The organism is Agromyces sp. P2_B3, assembly GCF_056404815.1.
Genome location: NZ_JBFUDH010000001.1, coordinates 541,151 through 566,916, shown reverse-complemented (window position 1 = coordinate 566,916; position 25,766 = coordinate 541,151). Strand labels below are relative to the sequence as shown.

The 25,766-nt window shown below is 71.2% G+C and carries 1 protein-coding gene (cut by a window edge); it reads right to left on the bottom strand.

Annotated features, from left to right (window positions below):
- Nucleotides 1-25,766 carry the 5' portion of a hypothetical protein gene (locus tag AC1DZA_RS02500; RefSeq protein ID WP_476771580.1) on the bottom strand. It extends 3,001 nt beyond the left edge of the window, so 25,766 of the gene's 28,767 nt are visible here — the first part of the coding sequence; its start codon is at nt 25,764-25,766; its stop codon lies off the left edge, out of view.

Genomic DNA, 25,766 nt, shown 5'->3' with positions numbered 1-25,766 from the left:
ACCGTGTCGTCGCCGGTCTCGCCGTGCACCTCGTCGCGGCCGCCGATCTGCGTGAGCTTCCACGAGCCGGTGGCGGTGTCGAGAATCGAGGAGCACGTCGGCTGCGTCGCCGAGCCGTTGCAGTCGGCGCCGATCGGGAGGCCGAAGTTCTGCGGCATGAAGTCGGGGCCGCCGACCGTGTAGTCGAGCAGGTGCACACCCCGCACCACGAGCCGCTGGGCGCCGCCGACGTCGTAGTTGAAGGTCACGTGGTTCGGCTGGCCCGCTTGCGTCTGGCCGGTGCCCGACGGGTTCACGTCGACGTGGTTGATGCCGACGATGCGGATGATGCGGCCGTTGTCGGCGACGATGGTGTCGGCGTCGCGGGCGTCCATGTCGGCCGGCAGGGTGTTGTCGGCGAGGAGGCCGCCGTCGAGGCCGGGCACGCTCGGCGTGCCCGAGACCTGGTTGTCGATGCCGATCTGCGTGCCCGCGCCACCGAAGATGAGGTCGGCGCCACGGTCGTCCTTCGGCCCGTACCAAGCGCCGGGGGTCGGCAGTCCGTCGGGACGCAGGTCGGCGCTGACGAGGCTGAAGAAGTCGCTCGAGCCGCCGACGATGTCGTCCTGCCCGAGGTTGCCGAAGATGCGGTCGTTCCCGGCGTTGCCCTCGAGGTAGTCCTCGCCGTCGGTGAGCGCCTCGAACGAGGGCACGACCACGAGCACGCCGGTGTAGTCGCAGACCATCGCGCCGACGGCTCCCACGCAGCCGAGGGGCGTGCGGCTCGCACCGACGTGCCACGTGACCGTCGAGTCATCCGTCATCCTGGCGAAGGCGCTGTCGATGCCGCCGTCGCCCTGGATCGTGTCGTTGCCGAGCTGGCCGAAGACCACGTCGTGCGCCTGCCCGCCCGCGAGGTAGTCGTTGCCGAAGCTGCCCGCGCCCGAGGTGCCCTCATCGAACGCGAACGTGTGGAAGAGGTTCGTGACGTCGTACTCGGCCCACCACGGCGCCCCGTCGGGGTCGCGGTAGGCACGGGGGGTGCCGTCGACGAGCAGGAGGCCCGAGTTGTCCTCGCCCACCACGCCGCCGCAGGCGTTCACCCGGTCGGTGCGGCTGTAGAGGAGCGTGCCGCAGAGGGTCTGGAAGTGCGGGCTGGTCCAGTCGCCAGGCGTCCGCACGAAGATGACGTTGTCGCCGAAGACGAGGTCGTCGGCCTCGTCGCCGTCGACCGAGTCGTGCCCGGCGCCGCCGACGAGCACGTCGCGCCCGAGGCCGCCGAAGATGGTGTCGTCGGAGCCGCGCTGCAGGTTGCGGCTCTCGATCGAGCTGATCGTCGAGGTCGCGGTGGTCTGGATGCGCTGCAGGCGCGGGTCGGGAAGGTTCGGGTCGGCCGTGTTGTAGGCGGCCGAGCCGTTCTGCACGATCGCGCCGTGGTCGCCGAAGACGATGTCGTCGTAGGCCGACTCGGGTCCGCCGGCGACCGTGCCGGCACCCTCGCCGAAGAGCAGGTCGCGACCGGCGACGAGGAGGTCGTCGCGTACCGGCGACGGGTACGGCTGGATGGTGGTGCCGTTGTTCAGGAACCCCGCGCCAGTGACGGAGGGCTTCGGCGAACGGTCGATGACCGCGATGTCGAGCGCCCTCGTGAAGAGGTTCACGTTCATGCCCGAGTCGCCGTAGATGTGGTCGACGCCGCGGAAGCCGCGGATCTCGTCGTCGCCCGAGCCGCCCGCGAGGTGGTCGCCCGCCTGGCTGCCGATGATGAGGTCGTCGCCGAGTCCGCCGTAGGCCGAGAAGCCGACGGTCGGCAGGTTGTTCCCGGCGCGGTGGGCGAAGAGCCCGGATGCGTCGATGATGTCGTTGCCCGCGTTGTCGTAGGGGTGCGCGAGTCCGAGCATCCACTCGTCGTCCTCGTTCTCGGCGTCGGGGATGTGCGTGAACGGGTCGAACGGCTTCGGGCCGAACTCCATGCCGAGCACGTCGGAGGGGTGGCCCGAATACCAGACACCGTCCTGCGAGGTGTCGCCGTAGACGACGAGCGGCGAGTTCGGGCCGGCCGTCTGCTCGAGGTCGCACGCGACGCCGTCGATCGGGTTCACGAGGTTGCAGACGGTGATGATGTCGCCGCCGATGCCGAGCCCGCCGTCGCGCAACGGGTCGTACCCGGTGACGGTGAACAGCGGCGCGTTCCAGACCGCGACCCCCGCGGCGTTCAGCGACACCGTCGGCTGGAGGGCGACGTTCGCGAAGGTCATCTTCTTGCCGTCGGCCGAGATCGCCGTGATCGTGTAGACGCCTGGCAGGCCGGAGACGCGCACCTGCATGCCGAGCTTGAAGCCATCGGTGAGGAAGGAGCCGCCGTCGGTGCGGAGGAGATGGTCGGTGTGCACCTGGATCGGCGCGGTGACCGTGACCTCCACGGGCTTCGCCACGTGCACCGTCGTCGCGACCGTACCGAGCGGGCCGGCGTAGACCGGGCCGGAGAGGTACATGACCGCGCCCTCGCCGCAGTGCGGGAACGGGTCGGCGTAGGGGCACGGCGCGTTGCCGAAGCCGAGGATCAGGCGCGTGAAGCTCTCGCCGGCGAGCTGGATGTGCTGCGGGCCGGTGCCGTAGGGGTTGCCGACGACGTAGCCGCTGCCCGCGAGGAACGGCGTGAGTCCCCACGGCAAGCCGTCGAGCCGGGTGAGCACGAGCGCCGTGCCGGCCGGGGCGCCGGCGCCGGGCAGCGAGCGCACCATCGCGAACGAGTTCTGCATGGGCGAGTTGCCGCCGCCGTGCACCGCGGTGATGCCGCCGTGCGGGCCGGGCACGAACACGGTCGGCGAACCGGCCACGGGGGCCGCGATGACGTCGCCGCGCTGCAGGGTGAGGGTCCTGCCGTCGGCGGAGATCGCCATGAGCCGCCATTGGCCGGTGAGGCCCTGGATCATGACGAGCTGGCCCACGACGAACCCGTCGGCGATCCAGCTCCCGGTGGAGCGGGTGACCGTGCCGCCGTCGCCCGAGATGTTGGGTGTGATCACGACGGGGGTCGTCGTCGTCACCGGGACATCCGTGCCGATGATCGTACGCAGCGCCGTGCCGGTCGCCGCCGTTCCGCTGAGCAGCTTGAGGTACATGACCGTGTTGTCGGTCGTGTCGCCCGGGTCGTCGTCGCCGAAGCCGACGACCCTCCAGAGGCCGGTCATGCCGCTGATCGTCACGGGCATGCCGACGAGGAAACCCTGCGCCTTCCAGTCGAACGGCGTCTGCCTGCTGAGGCGATGCGTCGAGCCGAATTGACCCGCGGATGCCCCGAGCACGACGGTGCCCGTGAGCTTGACCGCGTCGTCGGGCTGCAGCGTGCCCTGGATGTCGAACCGGTCGTTGCCGACGCCGAGCATCAGGTTGAAGATCTCGATCGAGCTCTTCGCGCCGTTCGTCACGAAGTGGCCGTCGACGAATTGCACGGTGCCGTAGCTGATGCCGCCGGGGAAGACCTGCGGTTCACCGAAGGTCTGACCCTCGGCACCGCCGTACGCCGGCCCGAAGTCGAGGTCCTTCGCCATGCCGAAGCCCGTCAGCGAGGTGCTGTTCATGACCCCGCGGCCGTGCGCCTGGCTCGAGTCGTTGTAGATGTTCAGCATGTCGATCTGCTTGGTCTCGGGCGCCTGCGTCGCGATCGCGAACAGCGGGCCGTCCTGCTCGCCGGGCAGCTTCAGTCCGAGCTCGAGCGAACGGTCGGCGCCCGTGACACCGCCCTCGACGGCGAGCGGGCCGCGCAGCTTCGAGACGAGGTGCGTCGACGACGGGAAGATCTTCACGCCCTGGCGTTGCAGCGGCTGGCTGTACGCGACATCCGCTGCGAGTTCGATGAACTTCTCGGCGGCGAAGTCGTTGCCGGCGGCGGTGAACGTGACGACCGCGGCGATGCGCACGACGCTGAACTGGCCGCCCGAGAGGAATGCCGCGAGGGAGTCGCCCGAGAGACCGAAGGCCCGCAGCTCGAGCTTCTCGTCGTGGCCGGCATTGTCGCCGCGGATGACCGCGATCTTCGCCCGGATGCACGTGGCGCCCTGGCAGATCTGCACCCACTGGCCCTCGAGGAAGCCGTCGGCGAGCCAGCTGCCCGAGAGCGGCCGCACGAGGCGCCAGGCGCCGCCCACGAACTCGGTCGTCGCCGTGCCGTCCCAGATGCCCGAGCGGGTGAGGAGGTTGATGCTCGCGCCGGTGCCCGAGCCGCAGCCCGCGACCGACGCGTTCAGCACGAGGCTCTTGCCGTCGGCCGGCACGCTCACGATCGTGTAGACGGTGACGCCGCAGGAGGAGATGCGGATGCGCTGGCCGGCGACGAAGCCCTCGTCGACGAAGCTGCCGAGGTCACTGCCGTTCGCCCGGGTCACGGTGTTGCCCGCGAAGCCGAGGTTGCCGAGGAAGCGGCGGCTCGGGATGTCGCCGCCGACGACCTGGTAGCCGGCGGGGGTGACGGCGACGCCGCCGACCGAGACCACGTCGACGAGGCCGTCGGTGATGAGGGCGATCGTCACGGTGCCGTTCGGCGCCTTCGTGAGGCGGATGGTGTAGCCATCGGTGCCGCCGGGGATCGTGCAGGCCTCGTTGCCGCACTTGATGATGACGGTGTCGGTGCCGGTCGGGATCGACACAACATTCGGGGTCTCGTCGTCGTAGACGAGCACGTCGGTGCGCTGCGGGCCGCTGCGGAGGTTCGGGAACGGGTAGGCGGCTGCGGCGGCCGGAAGGGTGAGCAGGGTGTCGAGCTGGTAGTTGATGACCGCGGTGAGCGGGTCGCCCGGGTCGGAGTTGTTGCGGGCGTGCACGATGATGCGAAGCGGCACGTTCCAGTTCGTCGAGTCGAAGCTCACGGCGTAGGAGGTGCCGCCGTTGCCGTCGGAGAACTGCTGCCACCGAGCTGCGGGCACCGCCGAGAAGTCGAGCGTGATGAGGCGCTGGCTGTCGGCGTCCATCCAGATGCGCACCCAGATCGTGTCGCCGACGGCCGGCTTCTTCGCGAGCGAGAGCAGGATGTCGTCGGTGCGCTCGGTCGCGGCGCTGCCCTCGATGACGATCGTGCGTCCGTCGACCGTGCTGCCGCCCGGCGTCACCGGCACCGCGTAGACACCCGGGGTGTCGTTGTCGTAGACGAGCGCGTTCACCTGGCGCACGGCCGCGCCATTGAACCGGAGGTCCTGGCTGATGACGGAGTGCTGGATGACCACGACGCGGTCGCCCTCGGCGCGGGGGTCGTCGACCGCCCACAGGTAGACGCGCTGCGGGGTCTTCCAGTTGTCGCCGACGGTGGTGAAGGTGAGCACGACCGCCCGGCCGTTCTCGTCGACCACGACGCCGTTCACGATCTTGTGCCGCTGGAACTCGCTGAACTCGTCGCACTGGCTGTCGGCGGTGCCGATGCAGAGCCAGACCGTGTCGCCGATGCCGTCGGCGAGCGGGGCGGGGTTGAGGTCGGCGCCGTTCGCCTCCTGCGACGGCGACCACGCCGCCGAGACGGTCACGTAGACGTTCGCGGTGGGCTTCACGGCGAGCTCGACGGTGTAGGAGTCGTAGCTCCTGATGACCTCGGTGCCCAGCGCACCCTCGCGCACCGCGGTGCCGCCGGTGTGCTCGCGGATGACGACGATGCCGCCCTCGCCGGTGGCCACGTTGTAGGGCACGCCGTCGGTCGGCAGGCCGTCGTAGCCGGGGTCGTTCGGCGCCGTGACGATGTGGTCGACCGCGCCCGAGAGCCCCTCGAGCTCGCGCGTCACGATGTCGGCGGTGACGTCGCCCGTGACGCTGATGAGGTCGGAGCCGAGGCCGCCGATGACGCGGTAGGCCACCCCGTACGCGGTGGACTGCACGAAGAACTGGTCGTCGCCCTCGAGCCCGTCGATCTCGACGATCTCGACGGTCGTGTACTTCACGTTCAGGCCGCCGCCGTAGATGGCCTTGTCGGTGATGGCGAAGTCGTCGGCGAACTCGGTGCCGAGGATGACGAGCTTGTCGAAGCCGGTGCCGCCGTCGACGTTGACCGGGGCGTTGACGTTGTACTGCACCTCGTCTTCGCCGCCGCCGGCGCGGATGTCGAGCGGGCGCGAGGTCGAGAAGCCGAGGCCGATCACGGGCACCGCGACGCCGTTCGCGTTTAGCGGGATGACGTCGTCCTCCCACATCGTGTTGTCGAGGTCGATGTTCGAGCCCACGAGGTGGGTGAAAGTGAGGTGCGCGTCGGCGTTGTTGCAGACGTTGTCGTTGTTGTTGTCGAAGCGGATGTAGCCGCCCGCGAGCACGCACTTGCCGTCGTCGGCTCCATCGGCGGCATCCATCGGGAAGACGCCGTTCGCCGGACGGTAGTCGACGTCGCTGAGCCCGCAGCCGGCGATGTTGTCGGCGTTCGTGTCGCAGACCGCGGCGATCGCGAAGGCCCGCACGACGAACAGGTCGTTGTGGTCGTCGCCGTTGAGCTGGATCTCCGCCTGGTTCGAGTAGACCGTGAACCGGTCGTTGCCTGTGCCGCCCGTGGCGAGCAGCGGCGCGTGGGTGCCCGGGCTCAGCCAGCCGCGCGTCGTGGGCACGAGCGAGGGGAAGGTGTCGGCCGGCAGGAGCGCACCGCCATCGGGAGCCGACTGCCCGTCGCGCTGGGTGCCGAAGATCTGCCCGATCTGGAACGTGTCGTTGCCCGCACCGCCGTCGAGGGTGATCGTCGCCGTCGTGTCGTCGACGTAGAAGGCGTCGTTGCCGCCCTGCCCGAAGACCGAGATGCGGCCGTTGATCGCGGTGTCGTAGTTGATGCGCTGCACGAGGGCGCTCGGCTCGTTGCCGGCGATGCGGTCGCGGTAGCTGCCGATGCCGCCGTCGGCCGCCCCGCTGCCGGCCAGGAGCGCGATGAACGCCGGGCTGTTCGCGATCTCGGTGGGAGTGAGGCATCCGCTCGGCACGCCCGCGCTCAGCGCGAACGGGCTCTCGTTGTCGATGCACTTCAGCGCCCGCAGCAGGAAGATGTCGTCGGCCGCGGCGTTCGTGGTCGTGCCCGGCAGGTACCCGTTGTAGGTAGCGGCGAGGTTGTCGGAGCCGTAGATCGCGAGCTCGTCGATACCCGCGTCGGGTGCGCCCGTGTCGAGCACGTTGATGACGTAGTTGCGGATGTTGCCGTGGCTGCCGTTCGTGTAGACGGCGTAGTAGTCGCTCTCGCCCTGGCCGTCGAGGTTCAGGGTGTGGCCGGCGCCGGTGCCCGTCTGCAGTCCGGTCGGGCTCGTCACGACGTTCATCGACTGGAGGTACCAGACCGTGATGCGGTCTTCGCCGTCGGCGGTGCCCGAGGCGAGCGTCGCGTTGCCGTGGATCGTCGTCTTCGAGCCGAAGAAGATGTACCCCGGGTCGCCCAGCTGCTCCTTGTTGAGCGCCGCGTTCGTCGTCTGCGCCAGGTCGAGGCCGCTCGGGTCGCCGAGGTCGATCAGGTCGACGTCGCCGCCGCCCCAGACGTTGGTCTGGCGGCCGGCCACCGGGTTCGCGGCCGACGGTGCGCAGGTGCCAAGCGGGTAGCCGGAGGTGCCGCCGAGCGTGACCACGCAGTCGGCGATGATGCGACCGCGGAGGATCATCGTGGTGCCGTGCTCGGGGTCGGGCACGGCGAGCGTGCCGTTCGTGTCGAGGTTGCCGAAGTCGCCGCGGAGATCGATCGAGAGGTCGGCGAGGACCTGCGAGTTCTGGTGCAGCGTGATGTCGTCGCCGACGCGCAGCTCGACGCTCCCCTGCTCGGCGAACACCGTGCCGTTCGGGATGTCGCGCAGGTGGTCTGGGGTGTTGCCCGGCACCGTCGAGTTGTCCTCGGCGAAGTTCGCGCTGCCGTTGCGGATCAGGTAGAGGTCCTCGTCGAGCTCGGCCGACTCGCGCACCGTGATCCGGATGTTCCCCGCGGTCGCGTGGGCGAAGAGCAGGCGCAGGTAGCCGTCGGTCTCAGTGAGCCAGATGCCGGCGGATGCCTCGAGCGCGACGTCGTCGGCGATCGCGGCGAGACCCGCATCCGAGGTGCCGTTCGGGTTGTTCGCGCAGTTCACGTTGGTGCACGCGAACGGCGAGTCGACGAGGGAGTCGATCTCGAGGTCGTTCGCCGCGGTCCCGATCGAGCCGCCGTGGGCGTCGATGTCGATCGTCTGGCCGATGACATCGGCGGCCGCGTCGTTCTGCGCGTCGAGGATCGAGCCGGCGCGGCTGCGGAGCGACACGTTGCCGGTCGAGAGCGAGTCGTCGCCCTCGGTGTGCACGATGCCGATCTGCAGGTCGCCGGCGACCTGGTCGATGAAGATGCCGAAGGTCTTGTCGTCGTCGGCCGCCGTGTCGTATGCGTCGAGGTCGCCGAGCGGCCCGCCGACGGCGTTGACCTGGATCTCGAGGAAGTTGTCGGGAAGCCCGATCCCGCCGACGCCCGAGACGCTCCCCGGCTGGCCGAGGAGGTTGTCGCCGGCGAAGAGGGTGATGTTGCGGCCCGTCACGTCGACGCCGTTCGGCGTGCCGGCCGCGCAGTCGAGGTCGTAGGCGTCGACGCAGGTGCGGTCGTCATCGGTGTCGAGGATGCCGGCGTCGAGCTCGGCGTCGAGGATCTTGCGCGGCGACCGGAGCGTGACATCCGCGTCGATGACCGCTTGACCGCACGCGGTCGCGACGGCGCCGGTGCAGAGCCCGGTCGCGTGGATGTGGCCGACCCGCAGGTCGCCCTTGCCGCTCTGCTCGACGACGACGATGCTGCCGTTCGTGAGCACGTCGATCTTGCCCGAGCCGTCGGTCACGCCGTGGCTCGCCGACGTCTCATCGTCGGTCCATGTGGCATCCACGTCGGTGTACGCGGTGACCGTGAGCTCGGTGGCGGCCGACGGGTGGAAGATCGCGATGTTGTGCCCGGCGCGGATGTCGCTGAAGGTGTAGTTCGACTTCCGCGGGCTGAGGTCGCTGCCGAACGCGACGAGCACGACCTGGCCGCCCACGATCACGGGGGCGTCGACACCGCCGGAGCATCCGGGGCCGTCGGGACGGAAGTAGCAGGTGGTCGGCACGCTCTCGAGCACCGCGTCGCCCGGGAGGTTGTCGGGCGTGAATATCTGCACGTTCACGTCGCCGACGACGGCCGGGGCGATGCCCTCGGCACTGTCGCGGAGGACGACGACCGCGTCGTGACCGGCCTTGATCGAGCCGATGACGGGGTTCAGCGCTGCGGTGTTCGCGGAGAGCGAGTCGCGGCGGATCGTGGTCACGTCGAGGAAGAGGTCGACGCCCGCCTCTGCGTCGAGGTGGATGAGCTTGAGTGTCGCGGGAACGCCGACCTCGCCCGTGTGGGTGATCTGGAAGAGCACCAGGGTGATGGGCTGAGCCACCGTGCCGATGGAGCCGAGCTCCGAATCGAGGGTGACGCGGTTGGCGTAGAAGGTCTCGGATCCGGCATCCGCTCCCCGGAGGATGGAGCCGCGATCGTTCGTGATGCGCAGGGAACCGATGGTGTTGACGATGTCGCCGTCGATCGTGAGGGTGAAGCCGGTCGTCGCTGCCTCGCGGAGGCTCTCGATCACCACGTCGGTGGCGGGGAAGATGTGCTCGACGTGCCAGAACCAGAGCGTGGCCGGGGGCGCGTGCGGCCCGTTGTCGACGGACACGTTGATGGTCGCCTCGGGCGTGGTGGTCAGGTGCGAGTTCAGCGTGTTGATCGACTGGCTCGGCGCGCCGGCGGTGCCCTTGATGAAGATGGCCTTGTCGGAGGAGTTGCGGATGAGCAGCGTGTTCCACGTCTCCTGCATGAAGAACATGCCCTGGGTGCCGTGGATGACGCCGTTGCACGAGCTCGTGCAGCTGCCCGGGTGGTTGGCCTCGAAGAGCGCCTCGGGCTGCTCGTCGTAGAGGATCGGGTCGATCCAGATGGTGCCGCCGCCGATGGTGTCGCCGATGCCGAGCGCCGGCCCGAACTCGGTCGCGCGAACGGTGACATTGTCGGTCTTCGCGATGATCGTGCCGCTCGCATCGACGATGAGGATCGGGTTCGGTTCGCCCAGCAGGTAGACGGTCGACTCCCACAGGATGTCGCGGATCGGCGCGTAGCCGAGCGTCGCGTCGGCGCTGCCGAAGTCGAACAGGCCGCCCGAGCGGTGCGCGTGCACGTAGAGCTTCGAGAAGTACTGGTAGGCCGCAACGTGGAGGCCCGAGGTGCGCAGCACCGACTCGTCGGCGCCCACGACCGCGGAGGTGGTGCTGACGCTCACGTCAGCGCGGGCGTCGGTGTCGCCGCCGCCGCAGCCGCAGTTCGCGTTCGCGTCGGCCTGCAGGTTCAGGTTCTCGTGCGCGGCACGGATGAAGATGTCGGCACCCTCGACCGACGAGCCCGTCAGGAGACTGACCGTCGCCGTGCTGTTGAGCTTCACGTATGCCCCGGCGTCGGAGTCGGCGCCGAGCGCGTACGCGTCGGCAGTCGACCGCGCGATGCCGCGTGCCTCGAGCAGCGCGCCCTGGATGTCGCCGTTGGCGCCGTTCACCGTGTACTGGCGGCCGACGGCGGCCGAGAGCTGGATGTCGCCGCCGAGGATGCTCCCCGTGCCGGCCACGGTCGTCGAGACGGATGCCGCGTGGTCATGGCCGACCTGCACGCCCTGGCCCGAGTCGTCGTTGGCGTCGGCGTTCGTGCCGAGCCCGCCCGAACCCGAGGAGGCGTTCGCCGTGGCGTCGAATCCGGCGGCGGCATCGACGAGCACCGTGCGGTTGGCGAAGATGTCGCCCGCGACATGGGTCGCGACGTTGAAGCCGAGTTCGAGGTCGATGTCGGTGTCGGCGCCCGAGATGAGGCCGCCGGTGCGGTTCACGCCCTCGCCGTTCGCGGTGATGAACCCGACGGCCGTGATCTCGACATCGCTCGAGGAGAAGATCGAGGCGCCGTCGGCGAGGGTGACCGTGACGGTGTTCACGACGTCGGCGTTGGCGTTCGCGGCGCCGAACCCGACGAACCCGCCGCCCTTGGCCACCGAGCTCACCGCGGCGTTCGCGTACGAGGTGCCGTTGAGCTTCACCGAGCCGCCGCGGAGGAGGCCGCCCTGCACGTCCACCGTGACGGTGGGCCGCACGTCGACCTCGGAGAAGACGTCCTTGAAGTCGAAGCCGCCGCCGCCGATGCCCGTCGAGGTCGCGCTCGGCACGCCGTTCACCGTGCCGCTGAGGTCGGCGAGCAGGGCGCCCGGGCCGCCGACGCCGATGAGCACGTGCGGGGCGCCGACGAGCGCGCCGCCCGGCAGGTCGAGGTACAGCTGCTGGGTGCCGGTGCCGCCCGAGACGGTCGCGATGCCCTCGTCGACCAGGCGGTGGCTGCCGAGCTTGTCGACGAGCCCGGTCTGCACGGTGCCGGCGGCGTCGAGGAGCTGGAACTGCGTGCCGTTCAGCACGTCGATGAAGTACATGTTCCCTTCGACCAGGCCGATCGACTCGTGGCCGACGCGGCGCAGCCGGTGGTCGGCCTTGAGCCCGGCGACGGAGGTGTCGGGTACGAGCGCGATGATCTGGATGTTCGTGCTGCACGGGGTGTTGTTGTCGGCGTTGTTCGGTCCGCCGGGAGTCGGGTCGTAGGTGCCGATGCCCGCGTGGCAGGCCGAGTCGGCGAGGCGGATCATGTGGTCGCCGGCCCCGAAGCCGCTGATGTTCTCGAGCACGATCCACACGTGCTGGCCGTTGAAGAGGCCGCCGATCGCCGGGCCGCCCGTGACCGTGTAGATCCACTCGGAGTCGTCGATCGCGCCGTGGCTCGGCGCGTAGATCGTGTTCCACGAGGCGGTATGGCTGATCGCGCCCGAGCTCTGGTCGAGCTTGCCCGCGCCGTCGGTGTGGATGTCGACGAGGCTCGACTTGAAGTCGATGGTCGCGGGCGCGTGGTAGACGACGGCGCGTCCGTCGAGGCCGGCGGTGCTGCCGACGGTGAAGACGCTGCCCCCGGTGACGTCGGGGTCCACGAGCGAGACGACGGTGCTGCCCGCCTGCGTGAGCGGCGTCGTCGAGAGGCGCAGGTCGAACTCGTTCACCGCGTAGACGTAGTAGGCGTTGCCGCACGTGAGGCCGCTGACCGGCAGGGTGCCGAGTGCGCCGCCGCCGTTGCAGCTGTAGACGACCTTGTCGCCGGTGCGCAGGTTGTGCCCGCCCGGGAAGTGGAGGGTGGCGGTGGCGACCGAGACGATGCCCGCCGCGTTGAACTGCACCCCGAGGCGCAGGGTGTTGTCGTCGACCTTGATGACGCCGTAGGTGCGGCCGTCGCCGAGCCCCGCGATCGCGTTCGGGTTCGGGATCGTGCCGTCTTCGACGTCGGGGTCGGTGGATGCCGGTGCGCTGTAGGTGATCGTGCTGCCGGTGTCGATGCCGTGCGGGAGGGAGAAGCAGATGGTGTCGGCGCCGTTGCAGTTGATGGCGAGGATCGTGCCGTCGGAGAGGGTGGCGAGCGCGGCGCCGTGGCGCGCGGTGAGCGAGAGCAGTCCGCCGGCCTGTGCGAACCCGCCGGTGACGGTGGCCGAGACGGTCGGCTTGTCGACCGACTTCGCGGTGAAGCCCGCGGTGATCGAGATGAGCCCGCCGGTGGTCGCGTTCGCGAAGGAGTCGGCGTCGGTCAGCGACTGGGCGAGCACCGTGAGGGTCTGCGTGGCGGTGACCTCGCCGCCGCCGAGCCGCGCCGACACGGTGGGCGCGGTGTTCGCCTCGGCCGTGGAGGCGTTCACGGCGAGGATGCCGACCGAGAAGCTGTCGACGCTCGAGTTGGTGGCGTCGTTGCCGATGGCCTTGACCTCGATGACGAGGGCGCCTGCATCGCCGACCTTGCCGGCGGCGGGATCGACGTGGGTGGAGCCGACGTCGCCGTCGAGCTCGGCCTTCGTGACCGCGTTGTCGATCGCGGTGGGCGAGACGGTGCTGATGCTCACGCCGCCGAACGCGACGCCTCCCGAGACGGCGGTCGCGCGGTTCAGCGCGTGGGCGTACAGGGTGAGCTTCTGGGTGACGCCCGAGATCTCGGCCGGGTCGCCGACGAGGGCGGCGGTGATCGTGGCGTTCGTGATCTTCGCGGTGGCCTCGCCGCCGTTCACCCCGGCGAGGCCGGCGGCGACGGCGGTGAGCTTCGCATACACGGTGTTCGTGCCGTCGGCCTCGATCGTGACGTTCCTGGCCGCCGTGATGGTGCCGTCCCAGCGGGCGGTGGTCGGTGCGGCGATCGTGGCGATGGGGGCTCCGACCGCGATGCCCGCGAAGGCGCCGATGGTCATGACGTTCGAGACCGCGGTGGCCGAGTTCACCGACGTGGCGATGAACGAGACGTCGGCACCGGATGCCGCGATCGAACCGGCTCCCGTCGCCGAGACGGCCGAGGTGACCTCGGCGTGGGCGATGCCGACCGCGAGGCTCGCGAGCGCCACGGCGGCGGTGAGCACCCGCGCCTCGGCGGTGTTGTGCGCGTTCGCCGTCACCTGCACGAGGCCGGCACTCGTGATAGCGCCGTTCATGCTCGCGCGCACCTCGTTGTCGACGTCGGCGAGGGCGATCATGGCCTTCAGGTCGATGAGCCCACCCGACACGGCGTCGACGATGCTCTTGGCGAGGTTGCCGTCGCCGTGGGTCTTCGCGGTCACGCGGATGGTGCCGGTCGACGAGAGCGTGCCGCTCGAGACGAGTGCCCGGATCCACGCGTCGCCGGTGATCTCGGTGCTGGCCCAGGCGCCGCTGATGCCGATGAGGGCGATGGCGCCCATGAACGTGTCGGCGGTGGCCCGGTTCTCGGCATCGGCCTCGACGGTGATGCTCGAGGCGGTGAGCACGTTCCCGGCGATCTCGGCGAGGGTGTGGCCCGAGAGCACCGCGAACACGACCTGGATCTGCACGCTGACACCGCCACCGCCGCCACCCGGGGCGACGACCGCCGCCTCGTTGTCGGCCGTCGCGCGCACGGTGACCGCGCCGGTCGTCGTGGTCGCCCCGCGGAGCACGGCCTCGAGGTTGCGCGAGGAGTTCGCCCGGGCGACGGTGATGCCGAGCGCGAATGCCCCGATCGTGACGTTGAGGGTCTTCACCGTGACGTGACGATCGCCGTCGGCGGTGATCGAGACGCCGCCGCTGCCGATGGTGCCGACGGGGGCCGCCGAGGCCGCCGCGGTGCCCGAGAGGTCGACGAAGGTGATGACGCCGCCGATGCCGATCGCGCCGCCGGCGAGTGAGATGGCGAGGGCGTCGATCGTGACGTGGTCGGTGACCTTCGCGACGTAGCGGCCGACGGTGCCGGCGCCGCCCACGGCGACGGTTCCGGTGAGGGTCTCGGCCCGGTTGTCGCCGGCCACGCTGACGTAGGCGATCGCGAAGCCGACCGCCCCGGCGCCGACGGCCACGCCGATCGAGTAGACGTTGAGCGTGCGGTTCGCGCTCGACTCCACGAGGATGCCGAGTCCGGCCCGTCGCAGCTCCGCTCCGCCCTCGATGTGCGCCCGCTGGGTGCCCGTGTCCTTGATCACGGCGACCTGGCCGCCGATGCCGACGAAGCCGCCACCTGCCGCGAGCCCGAAGGCCAGCGAGTCCTCGACCATGATCGCGCGAACGCTGATCTCGTCGGACCCGCCGCCGCCGGCCGTGATGACCGCGGTCGAGCCGATCGAGGCATCCGTGCGGCTCCTGATGTTGAGCACGAGCACCGAGCCGCCGCCGCCGACGAAGCCGCCGCCGATGGCGCCCGCGATGCCGAGCACCTGCAGGTCGTCGATCGCCCAGACCCGCACCGAGTGCCCCGCCGTCACGAGTCCGTCGATGCTCGCCGTGGTGCCGTCGCTCGGCGGGGTGCCGAGGGCGCTCGCGGTGAGGCCGTTCGTCGGGGCTGCCCCGGCGATGCCCGAGGAGGCGCCCGCCATGGCGGCCGAGACGCGGTCGTTGGTCTTCTCCTCGCCGTCGACCATGATCCACTCGCTCGGCGTGGCCTCGGGGTTCGCGCCGACCGTCGTGGCGTGCACCTTCGCGCGGTACTTGTGGCCGTTGAAGGTCACGTACGAGTTCGCGTCGTCCATGTCGTACGAGGTCGCGGCGTTCCACGCGGCGTACGTGCGGGTGCTGGTGGTGCCGCCGAGGGCGTCCTTGTAGCCGCCGTCGCCCTTCGCGATGTCGTCGGCCTCGTCGGTGTTGTCCTTGGCGGTGGGCGCGGCATCCGTCTCGCCCTGCCACTGGCCGTCGGTGCCCGGCGTGCTCGTCGCGTGCTCCTGCGTCGCCGCCCAGCGCTTGCCGCCGGAGGTGACCACGTCGCCCTTGCGGTAGAAGAGGTTCACGTCGCCCGCGGTGGCGGCCGAGAACTCGCCGCGGAACGGCCCGCCGTCGGCCTCGTGGTAGGTGCCCGACTGCTGGGTGCCGATCGCCCAGATCGAGAGCGAGATCGCGAGACCCACCGCGCCACCGGCGATGCTCACGGCGATCGAGCTGACGTCCTTGATCGAGAGGGCGAACACCTCGACGTCGTCGTTGGCCTTCACGGTCGCGCCCGAGCCGATCGAGGCCTGCACGCTCGTGTCGGCGATGCCGATGTCGATGCCGCCGGCGACGCCGACGAACCCGCCGGCCGCGCCGCCCGCGATGGTGAGGGACTTGAAGCGGTCGACCGCCGAGACGTTGACGCTCTGCGATGCGGATGCCCCGGAGTCGAGGTTCACCTGCGAGCCGCCGCCGATGAACGCCTTCACGATCACGTGGAGCAGGGTGACGGCGATGCCGCCGGCGACCCCGACGAAGCCGCCGCCGATCGCGGGCACGAGCCCGAAGATGTCTTCCGAGGAGTAGGCCTGCACCGCGACGCCGTGGAACGAGGCGCCCGCGCCGTAGCGGCCGAAGCCGTTGCCGACGATGGTGCCGCTGTAGACGTCGGGCAGCCCGGTGCCGGTGGCGAGCGCGTCGACGACGGAGCCGGCGCCGAGGAAGGCCTGCGTGTTCTTGTCGAGGAGGGCGATGCCGACCGCGGCGCCGACGCCGACGAGCCCTCCGGCGAGCGCAGCGGTGATGAGGATCGCCTTGCTGTCGTCGCCCGCCAGCACGAGCACGTTGTTGCCGGCCTTCAGCGTGGCGCCCCCGGTGGTGCAGGCGACCCCGTCGCCGGCCGGGTCACCGGTGCAGGCGAAGGTGCGGGTGTTGAGGATCGTCACGGCGAGCGTCGCGGCGACGCCCACGGTGCCGCCGCCCGCGCCGACCACGACCGAGACGACCGCGTCGGTGGCGGTGGCGATGATCGCGATGTCGTTCCGGGCCCGCACGATCGCACCGTTGCCGACGTGCGCGCGGGTGTTCAGGTTGACGACCCGCACGCCGATCGGGATGGCCACGCCCGCGGTGCCGGCAATCGACAGGGCCCCGGCGATGCCGAGGTGGTAGAACTGGCCGGCCGCGGCGACCCGTACCGACTGGGCGGCGTTGGAGCCGACGGCGACGTCGGTGCAGCCGGCGTTGCAGTTGATCTTGGCGTTCGCGCCGATCCAGGCGTAGGTGTGGATGTCGTCGACGTTCACGGCGCCGGCCAGGTTCACGGCGGCGGTGCCGGCGACACCGGCCGAGATGCCGACCACGGCGATGTCGTCGCTGCTGTTCGCGGTGACCGCGACCCCGCGGAACGTGTCGGTGCCGGCGGTGATGACCCGGGGGCCGTAGGCGGCCGCGTCGCCGCCGGGGGTGACGCCGCTCTTCACGATGCTGTGGCTGCGACCCGTGGTGGAGGTGACGTTCAGGCCGGTGATGATCACGCCGCCCTTGTCCTCGGGCTTGTTGCGCAGCTTCAGCTGGTTGGGGGCGAGGCCCGTGGTCTCGGCGTAGTAGGTGGCACCGTCGATGAGCCCGCCGATCGGCACGCCGCCGCCCGAGCTGTAGACGATCGTGTCGCCGTCGGCGAAGCCGTGGTCGTAGGGCAGGGTGATCAGGCTGCCGCCGGTGACCGCGCTGCCCTTCAGCGGGTTGAACCGCAGCGACTCGTCCTGACGCACGCCGGCCTGGTCGGTCGGGATGAGCCGGTGGCTCTCCCCTGTTCCGCCCGAGACGTTGATCGCGGCATCCGACAGGTTCTGCACCTTGTGGAGCTTGACCCGGAACGCGTCGACGACCTCGACGTAGTAGACCTGCTGCGGCGTCACCTCGTCGCCGGAGGTGTCGCTCAGGCCGGTGATGTTCGCGCCGTAGCCCGAGTCGTAGATGACCTCGTCGCCGTTCTGGAAGCCGTGGGCGAAGCCGAGGTTGATGACGCCGCCGCCCTCGAGGGCGACCGAGGCGTCGAAGCGGGTGTCCTGCGTGGTGACCGTGTAGCCCCCGGTCGCGACGCTGAGCGCGGTGCCGTTGCCGAGACCAACGACGACCGAGAACGCGCCGAGGGAGGCCCGCGTGTGCTTCGTGACGACGGGAACGCCGACCGCCGCACCGACCGCCGCCGTGCCGCCGCCCGAGATGTTGCCGGCGATGACGTTGAGGCGCAGGCGGTCGTCGGCCGACACGCGAACGCTGCCCGACACCTGCAGGTCGGCGCGGTCCGCGGCCGAGGTGCCGTCCTGTACGGAGGCCGTGGTGTCGACCGTGATGACCGAGACGCCGGCGTTCACGTTGACCGCGGCCGTGCCGCCGAACCCGCCACCGACCGAGAGCGAGTCGATGCCCTCGGTGGAGCGCGCGTCGACGGTGAGGTTGCCGCTCGCCCGCACGACCGAGCCCTTGCCGATCCAGGCCTCGGTGGTCTTGTGGAGGACCTCCACGTCGACGCCCGCGCCGACGCCGGCGGTGCCGCCGTAGGTGAGCTGGCCCGCGAGCGAGAGGGTCGTCGTGTCGTCGGTCGCGAGCACCGCGACGTTCGTCGTCGGCTGGCTGACGCTGCCGAGCAGGCTCGCCCTCGTGACATCCGTCGTCGTGTTCACGACGACCGAGCCCGCGACCCCCGCGGTGCCGCCGCCCGAGCCGCCCACCGCGATGAGGAGGAGGTCGCTCGACTGCGTCGCCGCGATGGTGAGGCCGGCGCCACCCGCCTGGATGTCCGCGCCCGCGGCGACCTGCGCCTCGACGACGGACCCGCGAACGACGACGACTGCGGATGCCCCCACGCCCGCCGAGCCGCCGCCGATCGCGAGGTTTCCGGCGGCCACGTCGGCGTCGGCGTCGCGGCTGGCGGTGACGCTCACCGCGCCGAGTGCGTGCACGTCGGTCGCGGCGCCGATGTGCGCGCGCACCTTCGGGCTCGATCCGCCCTGGTTGACGACGAACACGATGACCGCGCCGGTGACCGCGACGGAGTTGAGGCTGACGCCGCCCGCGATCGCGAGGAGGAACCAGTCCTCGACGGCGCCGGCGTCGACCGTCACCGCGCCGCCGGCCCGCACGTCGGCCGAGTCGCCGATGAAGGCCAGCACGTTGGAGTTGGCGACGACGACGATCACGGTGATGCCGACGCTCGCGGAGCTCTGGCTGAGCGAGAGCGTGCCGCCCACGTCGTCGACGGTGAGGCTGTCCTCGGCCCGTACGGTGACGGTCTGGCCGGCCCCGCCGATCGCGCCGGCCTGGTTGACCTGGGCGCCGTTGCCGATCCACGCCTGCGTGTCGAAGTCGAAGATCTCGATGATGAAGGCGCCCGACACCGCCGCGCCGCCCGAGCTCGCACCGCCGGCGATCGCGACCGAGGTGAGCTTCAGCCAGTCGATCTTCCCGTCGAGCGGCGCCGGCACCTCGGGCACGAGCGAGCGCAGCGTCGAGGTGGCGGTGACGGCGATCGCGCCCGAGGCATCGGCCGTCGTGACGTTGCCGGCTCCGGTCGCCGAGTCGATGGCGGCCCTGGTCGTGATCTCCAGGTAGTTGACCGAGAAGGCCGCGCCGATCGCGGCGTCGTTGCCGGTCGAGAGCGCCCCCGCGATGGCGAGGTTCTGCAGGCCCATGAGCTGCGCTGCGCCCACCGTGATGCCGCCGGCCGGTGCGTCGAGGTCGGCACCCTGGCCGACGAGCGCCTCGGTGGTGAGCAGGAGGATCTGGACGGCGGCGCTGCCCGCGAACGAGGTGGACTTGCCTCCGCCGGCCGCGAAGCCCCACACCACGAAGTCGTTGCGCTGCGGCACCCCGCCGACGACCGGCGTCGTCGCCTCGACCGTGATGCCCGAGTGGCCGTTGACCCCCGCGTCGGCGCCGACCTGGGCGCGGTTCGTGAGGTCCTGCACGTTGAGGCCGATCGCCGCACCCACGCGGGTGCCGTTCGACGAGAGGTCGATGGCCGAGCCCATCGCGAGGGCCTTCGCGTTGGCCCAGAGCGTCGAGCGCACCACGACCGCCCCGGTCGTCGCGGTCACGTCGACGTTCGCGGCGATGCGCGCCGTGCTCGTGGCGACGACCCAGTTCACGGCCACGGCCGCGGCGACGGCGGTGGTGCCGCTGCCGGTGCCCGACTGGCTCGACGACTGGCTGCTCGCGCCCGTGGCGCCATTCGAGCCGTTCGTGCCGCCGTTCGACGAGGGCATCGCGGCGGTGCTCGACGAGGTGCCCTGCGTGTTGGGGTTCGAGCCGTTGACCTGCTCGTTCGACTTCTGGTCGCCGTTCGAGTCGGACTCGTCGGCGCCCTTCGCGCTCGCGACGGCCTTGGCCTCCGACCGGATCTCCGAGATCGCCAGCACGTTCACGGCGCTGCCCGTGGTGTTCCGTGCGATCTCGGCGAGCGTGGCCCAGTCGACGACGGCGTTGATCGAGAGGTCGGCGCCGACCGCGGTGCTCTTGCCCGCGGCATCCGCGTTGCCCTCGGTGACGATGTGCGTGAGGTGCGTCGCCCGCACCGTGACGACGCCGCTGCCGACGTAGGCGGTGCCCGAGGTACCGAGCCGCGCGGTGACCCGGTCGCCGACGCTCACGACGAGCGCGACCACCGGAGTGACGGCCGTGCCGCCCTCGGTGCCGCCCTCGGCCGTCGTGATCAGCTCGCGGAACCCGAACGCGTCGACCGTGAGCGCGGAGCCGCCGGTGAGCGTCGAGCCGTTCTGCGCCTCGGCGCGCACGTCGCTGCCGTCGATGACCTGCAGGGCGACGGATGCCCCGACGCCGGTCGCCGATCCGACCTCGGCCTTGCCCGACGCCGATGCCGCGTCGCGCTCGTTGCTCTGCGCCGAGATGGTGACCGCGCCGCTCGTGAGGGTCGCCGAGGCTCCCGTCTGCAGGAGCGCCTCGGTGGTGTTGTCGAGGACGTTGATGGCGAGGGCTCCGGCGACGCCGACGCTCGTCGACTTGCTCGCGCCGGCCCGGGCGGTCGCCGTGACCTCGTGCTCCCACAGCCGGAACAGCTGGTCGGTGGTCGGGCTCCCCGGGAAGTGGTCGCCGTCGGTCACGGTCGCGCCGGCCTGCAGGATCCACTCGTGCGACCCGTTGCGCTTGTAGAAGCCGGGCGCCTTCGAGCCGTCCTGCTCGGTCAGGCGGAACCAGTCGCCCTCTGCCGTCTCGTCCTTCGGCAGCTCGGCCTTCTCGTTGTAGACGTCGGCGGTGACCCACACCCACGTGGTGCCGTTGTACGTCCACACGCTCTGGGCGGGCTTCCCGTCGCGGGCGGTGGTGAGGAGGAAGTAGTCGCCGTTCGCGGGCGATCCGGGCAGCGCCGCACCGCTCGCGATGGTGGTGTCGGTCTCGATCGTCCAGTCGGAGCCGCTGTACTTGTAGATGCCGTCGTTGCCGCCCGTGCCGCCGTTGGTCTTCACGTAGGCGAGGTCGTCCTTCGACGGGCCGGGCAGCTCCTTGCCCTCGTCGACGATCTTCCACTCGGTGCCGGTCCAGCGTCGGATGACGTCGTTCGCGTCGCCACCCGCGAGACCCGCGGTGAGCACGAGGCCGGTGCCCGTGATGGTCGCCGTTCCCGTCACGGCGCGGTTCACGATGCCGACCGAGTTGACCGCGACGCCCGCCCCGATGCCGACCGAGCCGTCGGTGGCCGAGTCGCCCTTGGCATTCGCCGAGACATCCGTGTTCGCGAGCGACTTCAGCGTGACCACGCCACCCGACGCGATGACGACGCCGTTGCCGAACCAGGCGCGCGAGGTGGTGACGACCACGTTGATCGCGATGGCGCCGGCGATCGAGAGCGAGTTGCCGCCGTCCTCGTTCGAGGCGGCCTTCGGCGTCGACGACGACTGGGTCTGCCCGCCGTTGCCGTTCCGCGACTGGTTCGCGTTGCCGAGGTTCGCGTCGGCCTTCTGGTTGACGTCCTTGCCGCCGCCGTCCTTGCCCTCCGACGGGGACGCGCCCTTCGCGGATGCCTCGGCGAGCGTCGTGACCTCGACGGCCTGCGTGGCGCCGAACGTGACGGCGCCGGTGGCGGTGATGCTGCGAGCACTGCCCGAGTCGACGACGACGCTGTCGAGGACGGCGAGTGCGAGCGAGACGCCGATGCCGGCGGTGGACCCCGCCTGGGTGTCGCCCTTGGCGGTGGTGCCGGCCTTCACACCCTGGGTGGCCTGGGCGGTGACGCTCGAGGCGGTGAGTGCGGTGGTGCTGCCGCCCAGCGATGCGCTGGTGCGGACGGTGGCCAGCGTGATCGCGATGGCCGGGACGACGGTGACCGATCCGGATGCTCCGCCGGCTTCCGCTTCCGTGGTGAGGGTCAGGTCCTCGGTCGCGGTGATGGTGAGTGCGCCGGCGCCCGTGAGCGGGGGGCCGCGGGTGGGATCGAGCACCTGGTCGATGCCCGCGTATACCCGGTGGGTGACGAGGTTGAGCGCGAACGCGGCGCCGATGCCGACGGTGCCGGTGCCGGACTGGGTCGCCTTGCCCGAGGCCTTGTCGACGGTCTTCGACTGGGCCATGAGCGTGACCGCGCCACCGCCGGTGATGACCATCCCGGGCGTGGGGCTCGGCGCCGATCCGGGGGCCTGGCTGCCGTGGATGACGCCGAGGGTGGTGGCGTCGACCAGGTTGAGCGCGAACGCGCCGGCGATGCCGAGCGTGCCCGACCCGTCGGTCGCTCCGGCCTTGGCGATCGCCTGGAAGGTGTGGGTCGTGTCGGATGCCACGGGCTTCACGGTCGCGCTGAGCGTGAGGCCGTTCGCGGTGAGCGCGGCGCCGACCCCAGTGCTCGCCTCGTTGCGGAGGGTGACGCGGTTCACGGCGAGGCCGGCGCCGACGCCGACGGATGTCGCGCCGGTGGACGAGCCGTCGGCCGTGGCCGAGGCATCCGTGTTGTTGCGAGTGGTGAACGACGCCGCGCCGGTCGCGACGAGCACGACGCCGTCGCCGAGGCGGGCAGTCGTCGTCGAGTCGACGAGGTTGAACGCGATGGCCGCGGCGACGGTGACGGCCGTGCCGTCCTCGTTCTGCGCGGCCGGGGTGCTCGACGCGCCGCCGCCCGAGGAGCGGCTCGACGCGTTGCCGAGCTTGGCGTCGGACTTCTGGTTCGCGTTCGTCCCGGTGGAGTCGCTGTTCTCGTCGGGTGCGGCCGCGGCGCTCGCGGTCGCACTCGTGGCGGTGGTCGAGACGCCGTCGGCGGCCATGCTCACCGCCCCGCCCGAGGTGAGGTTCCTGAGGATCGACGAGTCGGACTCGTGGTCGGCCGAGGTGAGCGCGAACGAGATCGTGGCGGCGAGGCTGGAGCCGCTGCCCGCGGTCGTCGCGCCCGTGGCGGTCGTGGTGGCCTTCGCGGTCTGGTCGGCCTTCGCGGTGATCGCACCCGACGTCGTCAGCGCGGGGCCGGCGAGGATCGAGGCGACGGTGCGCACGTTCGAGATGGCGATGCTCGCGACGCCCGTGAGCGAGGCCGTCGAGCCGCCGCCGGCGCCGCCCTGGGTCTCGGTGGTGGTGTCGTCGAGGCCGGTCGCCACGATGTTCAGCGCCTTGACGCCGGTGATGGCGGAGGTCGCGGCGAGCCCCGCCCGCACGGCGACGTTGATCAGGCTGATGGCGACCGACGCGCCGACGCCGACCGAGCCGCCGTCCTGCTTCGAGGTGGCCTTGGCGGCGTTCGTGTGGCTGCCGCGCGCACTCAGCGCGAGGTTGGCGTTGTTCAGGGAGTTGCCGGAGCCGCGGACCTCGGCGGCGGTGTCGGCCGTCACGGAGTTCAGGGCGAGCGATCCGGCGATGCCGACGCTGCCGCTGTTCTTGCGGCCTGAGATGCTCGTCGCGGCGAAGCTCGAGTCGCCCGTGGCCGGTCCCTGCGCGTCGACCGCGACGCTCGCGGCCTGGAGTGCCGCGCCCGCCCCGATGAAGGCGGCGGTGGCGAGGTCGATGACGTTGATGGCGACGCCGATCGCGAGGCCGAAGCCGTTGCTGCCCTGGGTGGTGCCGTCGGCGGTGCCGGCGTCGGCGGTCGTGGCGACGGTGTTCTTCGCGGTCGCCTTCACGCTCTGCGCGCCGGTCGTGGTCACCTTGGCCCCGGTGATGTGCGCCTTGGTGTCGGTGCTGAGCACGGCGACCGAGAGGGCGCCCGCGATGTCGATGCTGCCGTCCGACGTGGACGACTGCCCGTTGCCGCGGCCGGGCGAGTTCGCGTTCTGGTTGTTCTGGGTCGCGCCGCCCTTGCCGGCCTTCGAGGTGGCCGTGACGGATGCCTCCTGCTCGGCGAGGATCGCGAGCGACGACGCGGTCGTCGGGGCGGCGCTCGTCGACGTGATGCCGGCCTCGGTCGTCTGGTCGAGGTGCACGATCGCGACGCCGGCTCCGGCGGTGGCCTCCTTGGCGTCGCCGACGCCGGTGAGGGTCGCGTGGTTCGACGCGGTGATCCCCAGGCCGCCGGTCACGGCGAGGCGCGCGGTCCCGGTGACGAGGCTCTTCGAGGTGGCGGTCACGGTGACGACCGCGACGGCGGCGTCGAAGCTCGCCGAGCTCCCGTCGGCGCCGGCGCTGCCCTCGTCCTTGCCGGCGTCGGCCTGGGGCGTGGCGCCGGCGTCGACGGTCGAGGTCGCCGTCAGTGCGACGTCGCCGCCCGCGGTCACGACCGAGGAGCCGCCGACGGTGACGGTCGCGTCGGAGAAGACGATGGCGGCATCGCCGTACTGCTTGTTCAGCGTGAAGGGGCCGACGATCGAGTCGGCGGTCATGGTCACGTCGCCGGTCGCGGTGATCGTCGCGCCGCCGCGCAGTTCGATGGTGGCGCTCGAGTTCACGATCGCGGCGTAGGCGGTGGCGGCCGTGGCATCCGGGATCACGGTCGCGTCGGCATCGAGCACGACGTCGTCGGCGGTGATGGAGCCGCCGTCGATCACGATCGACACGTCGGCGTCGTGGTCGAGGCATCCGATGATCGAGAAATCGTCGAAGTCGGTGCAGTCGGCCGCGTTCAGTCCCTCGGTCGTGGTCTCGGCCGCCGTCAACGTGACGTCGCCCGTCGTCGAGATCGCGCCGTTCACGGTGATCTGCTCGACGTTGATGACGAGGTTGGCGCCGGCGAGGGCGATGGTGCCGAGGATGGTGATGGTGTCGTGCCCGTCGCCGCCGTTGATCGTGAGCGAGACGGTCGGGCCGGTGAAGTCGGTCTGCTCGAACGAGCCGTTGGTGCTGCGCAGGCGCAGGCCCCCGACGATGGACTCGAGCACGGCCTGGTCGTCGTTGCCGCTCAGGGTGAAGACGACGTCGGTCGCGGTGCCCACGTTCGTGATGGGCTCGATGTGCGAGTACACGACGGTCGTCGCGCCGAGGTGCAGGATGCCCGACGAGCCGTCGGCGGGCAGCGACACGAGCGAGCCCGCGCCGACGGTGACGAGCGTGTCGAAGCCGTCGGCACCGTCGAACACGACCGTGATGGCCGCGTCGGACGCCCGGCGGTCGAGGGTGAGCACGTCGTCCCCCGCCGAGCCCAGGATGCGGATCTCGGTGATGCCCGCGAGCGACCGCGTCTCGTCGCCGAAGGTCACCGTGCCGTCGGCGTTGAACACGAGGGTGTCGGCGGAGCCGTCCATCGTGAGCTGCCAGACGGCCGGCATCGGCGGGCCGGATGCCTCGGGCGCGGCGCCTCCGGCGGTGCCGGTCGCCCCGGGGCCGGCCGGGCCGGCGGGCTGGTCGTCGTGCAGCGCCTCGGCCGTCGTGGACGGCGCGGACGCGGCATCCGTCGAGGCGGCGTCGCCCGACGTGGTGACACCGCCGGTCGCAGCCCCCGGCTCGCCGGCCTGGTCACCCGCGGCGGGCGCCGGGACGGCATCGGGAGCGGGAGCCGGAGCCGGAGCGGGCTCCGGTGCCGGGGCGGGCTCAGGTGCCGGCGCGGGCTCGGGCTCGGGTTCGGGCGCCGGGGCCGGGTACATCCGGTCGTCGCTGTTCCAGCGCTGCTCGCCGGGCGAGAGCACGCGGCTCATCAGGTCGCCGCCGCCCTCGAGGTCGCCGAAGCCGGCGATGTGGCCGTACTCGTGCGCGAGCACGGTCGACAGGTCCATCGCGCCGCCGTACGCCGACCAGCCCCAGCCGGCTGCGTCGGGGTCGACCGCGATGCTGTCGCCGTAGGTCACGGCGAGCGTGGCACCGGGCAGGTCCTCGAGGTACAGCCCCGCCCAGCTGACGTCCCAGCCGGGCCACTGCGCGGCAGCGGATCCGGCGGCGGCCCACAGGTCGCCGTCGGAGATGACGCCGGTTCCCGGGGCCGGGCCCACGTCGGGGGCGTCCTGGTGCTCGCCGCGCTGGAGCAGCTCGAACAGCTGCTCGGACGTGAGCGTCACGGGCACCGAGAGCTCCTGGGCGGCGCTCGTCGGAGATGCGAGGGCGGCGGCGGGGCTCGTGCCCGGCATGCTCATCACGAACGCCGTGAGGAACGCGACGACGGCGGCGACAGCCGTCCGTGTCGTGCGTCCCAGCGCGTTCGATGCCAT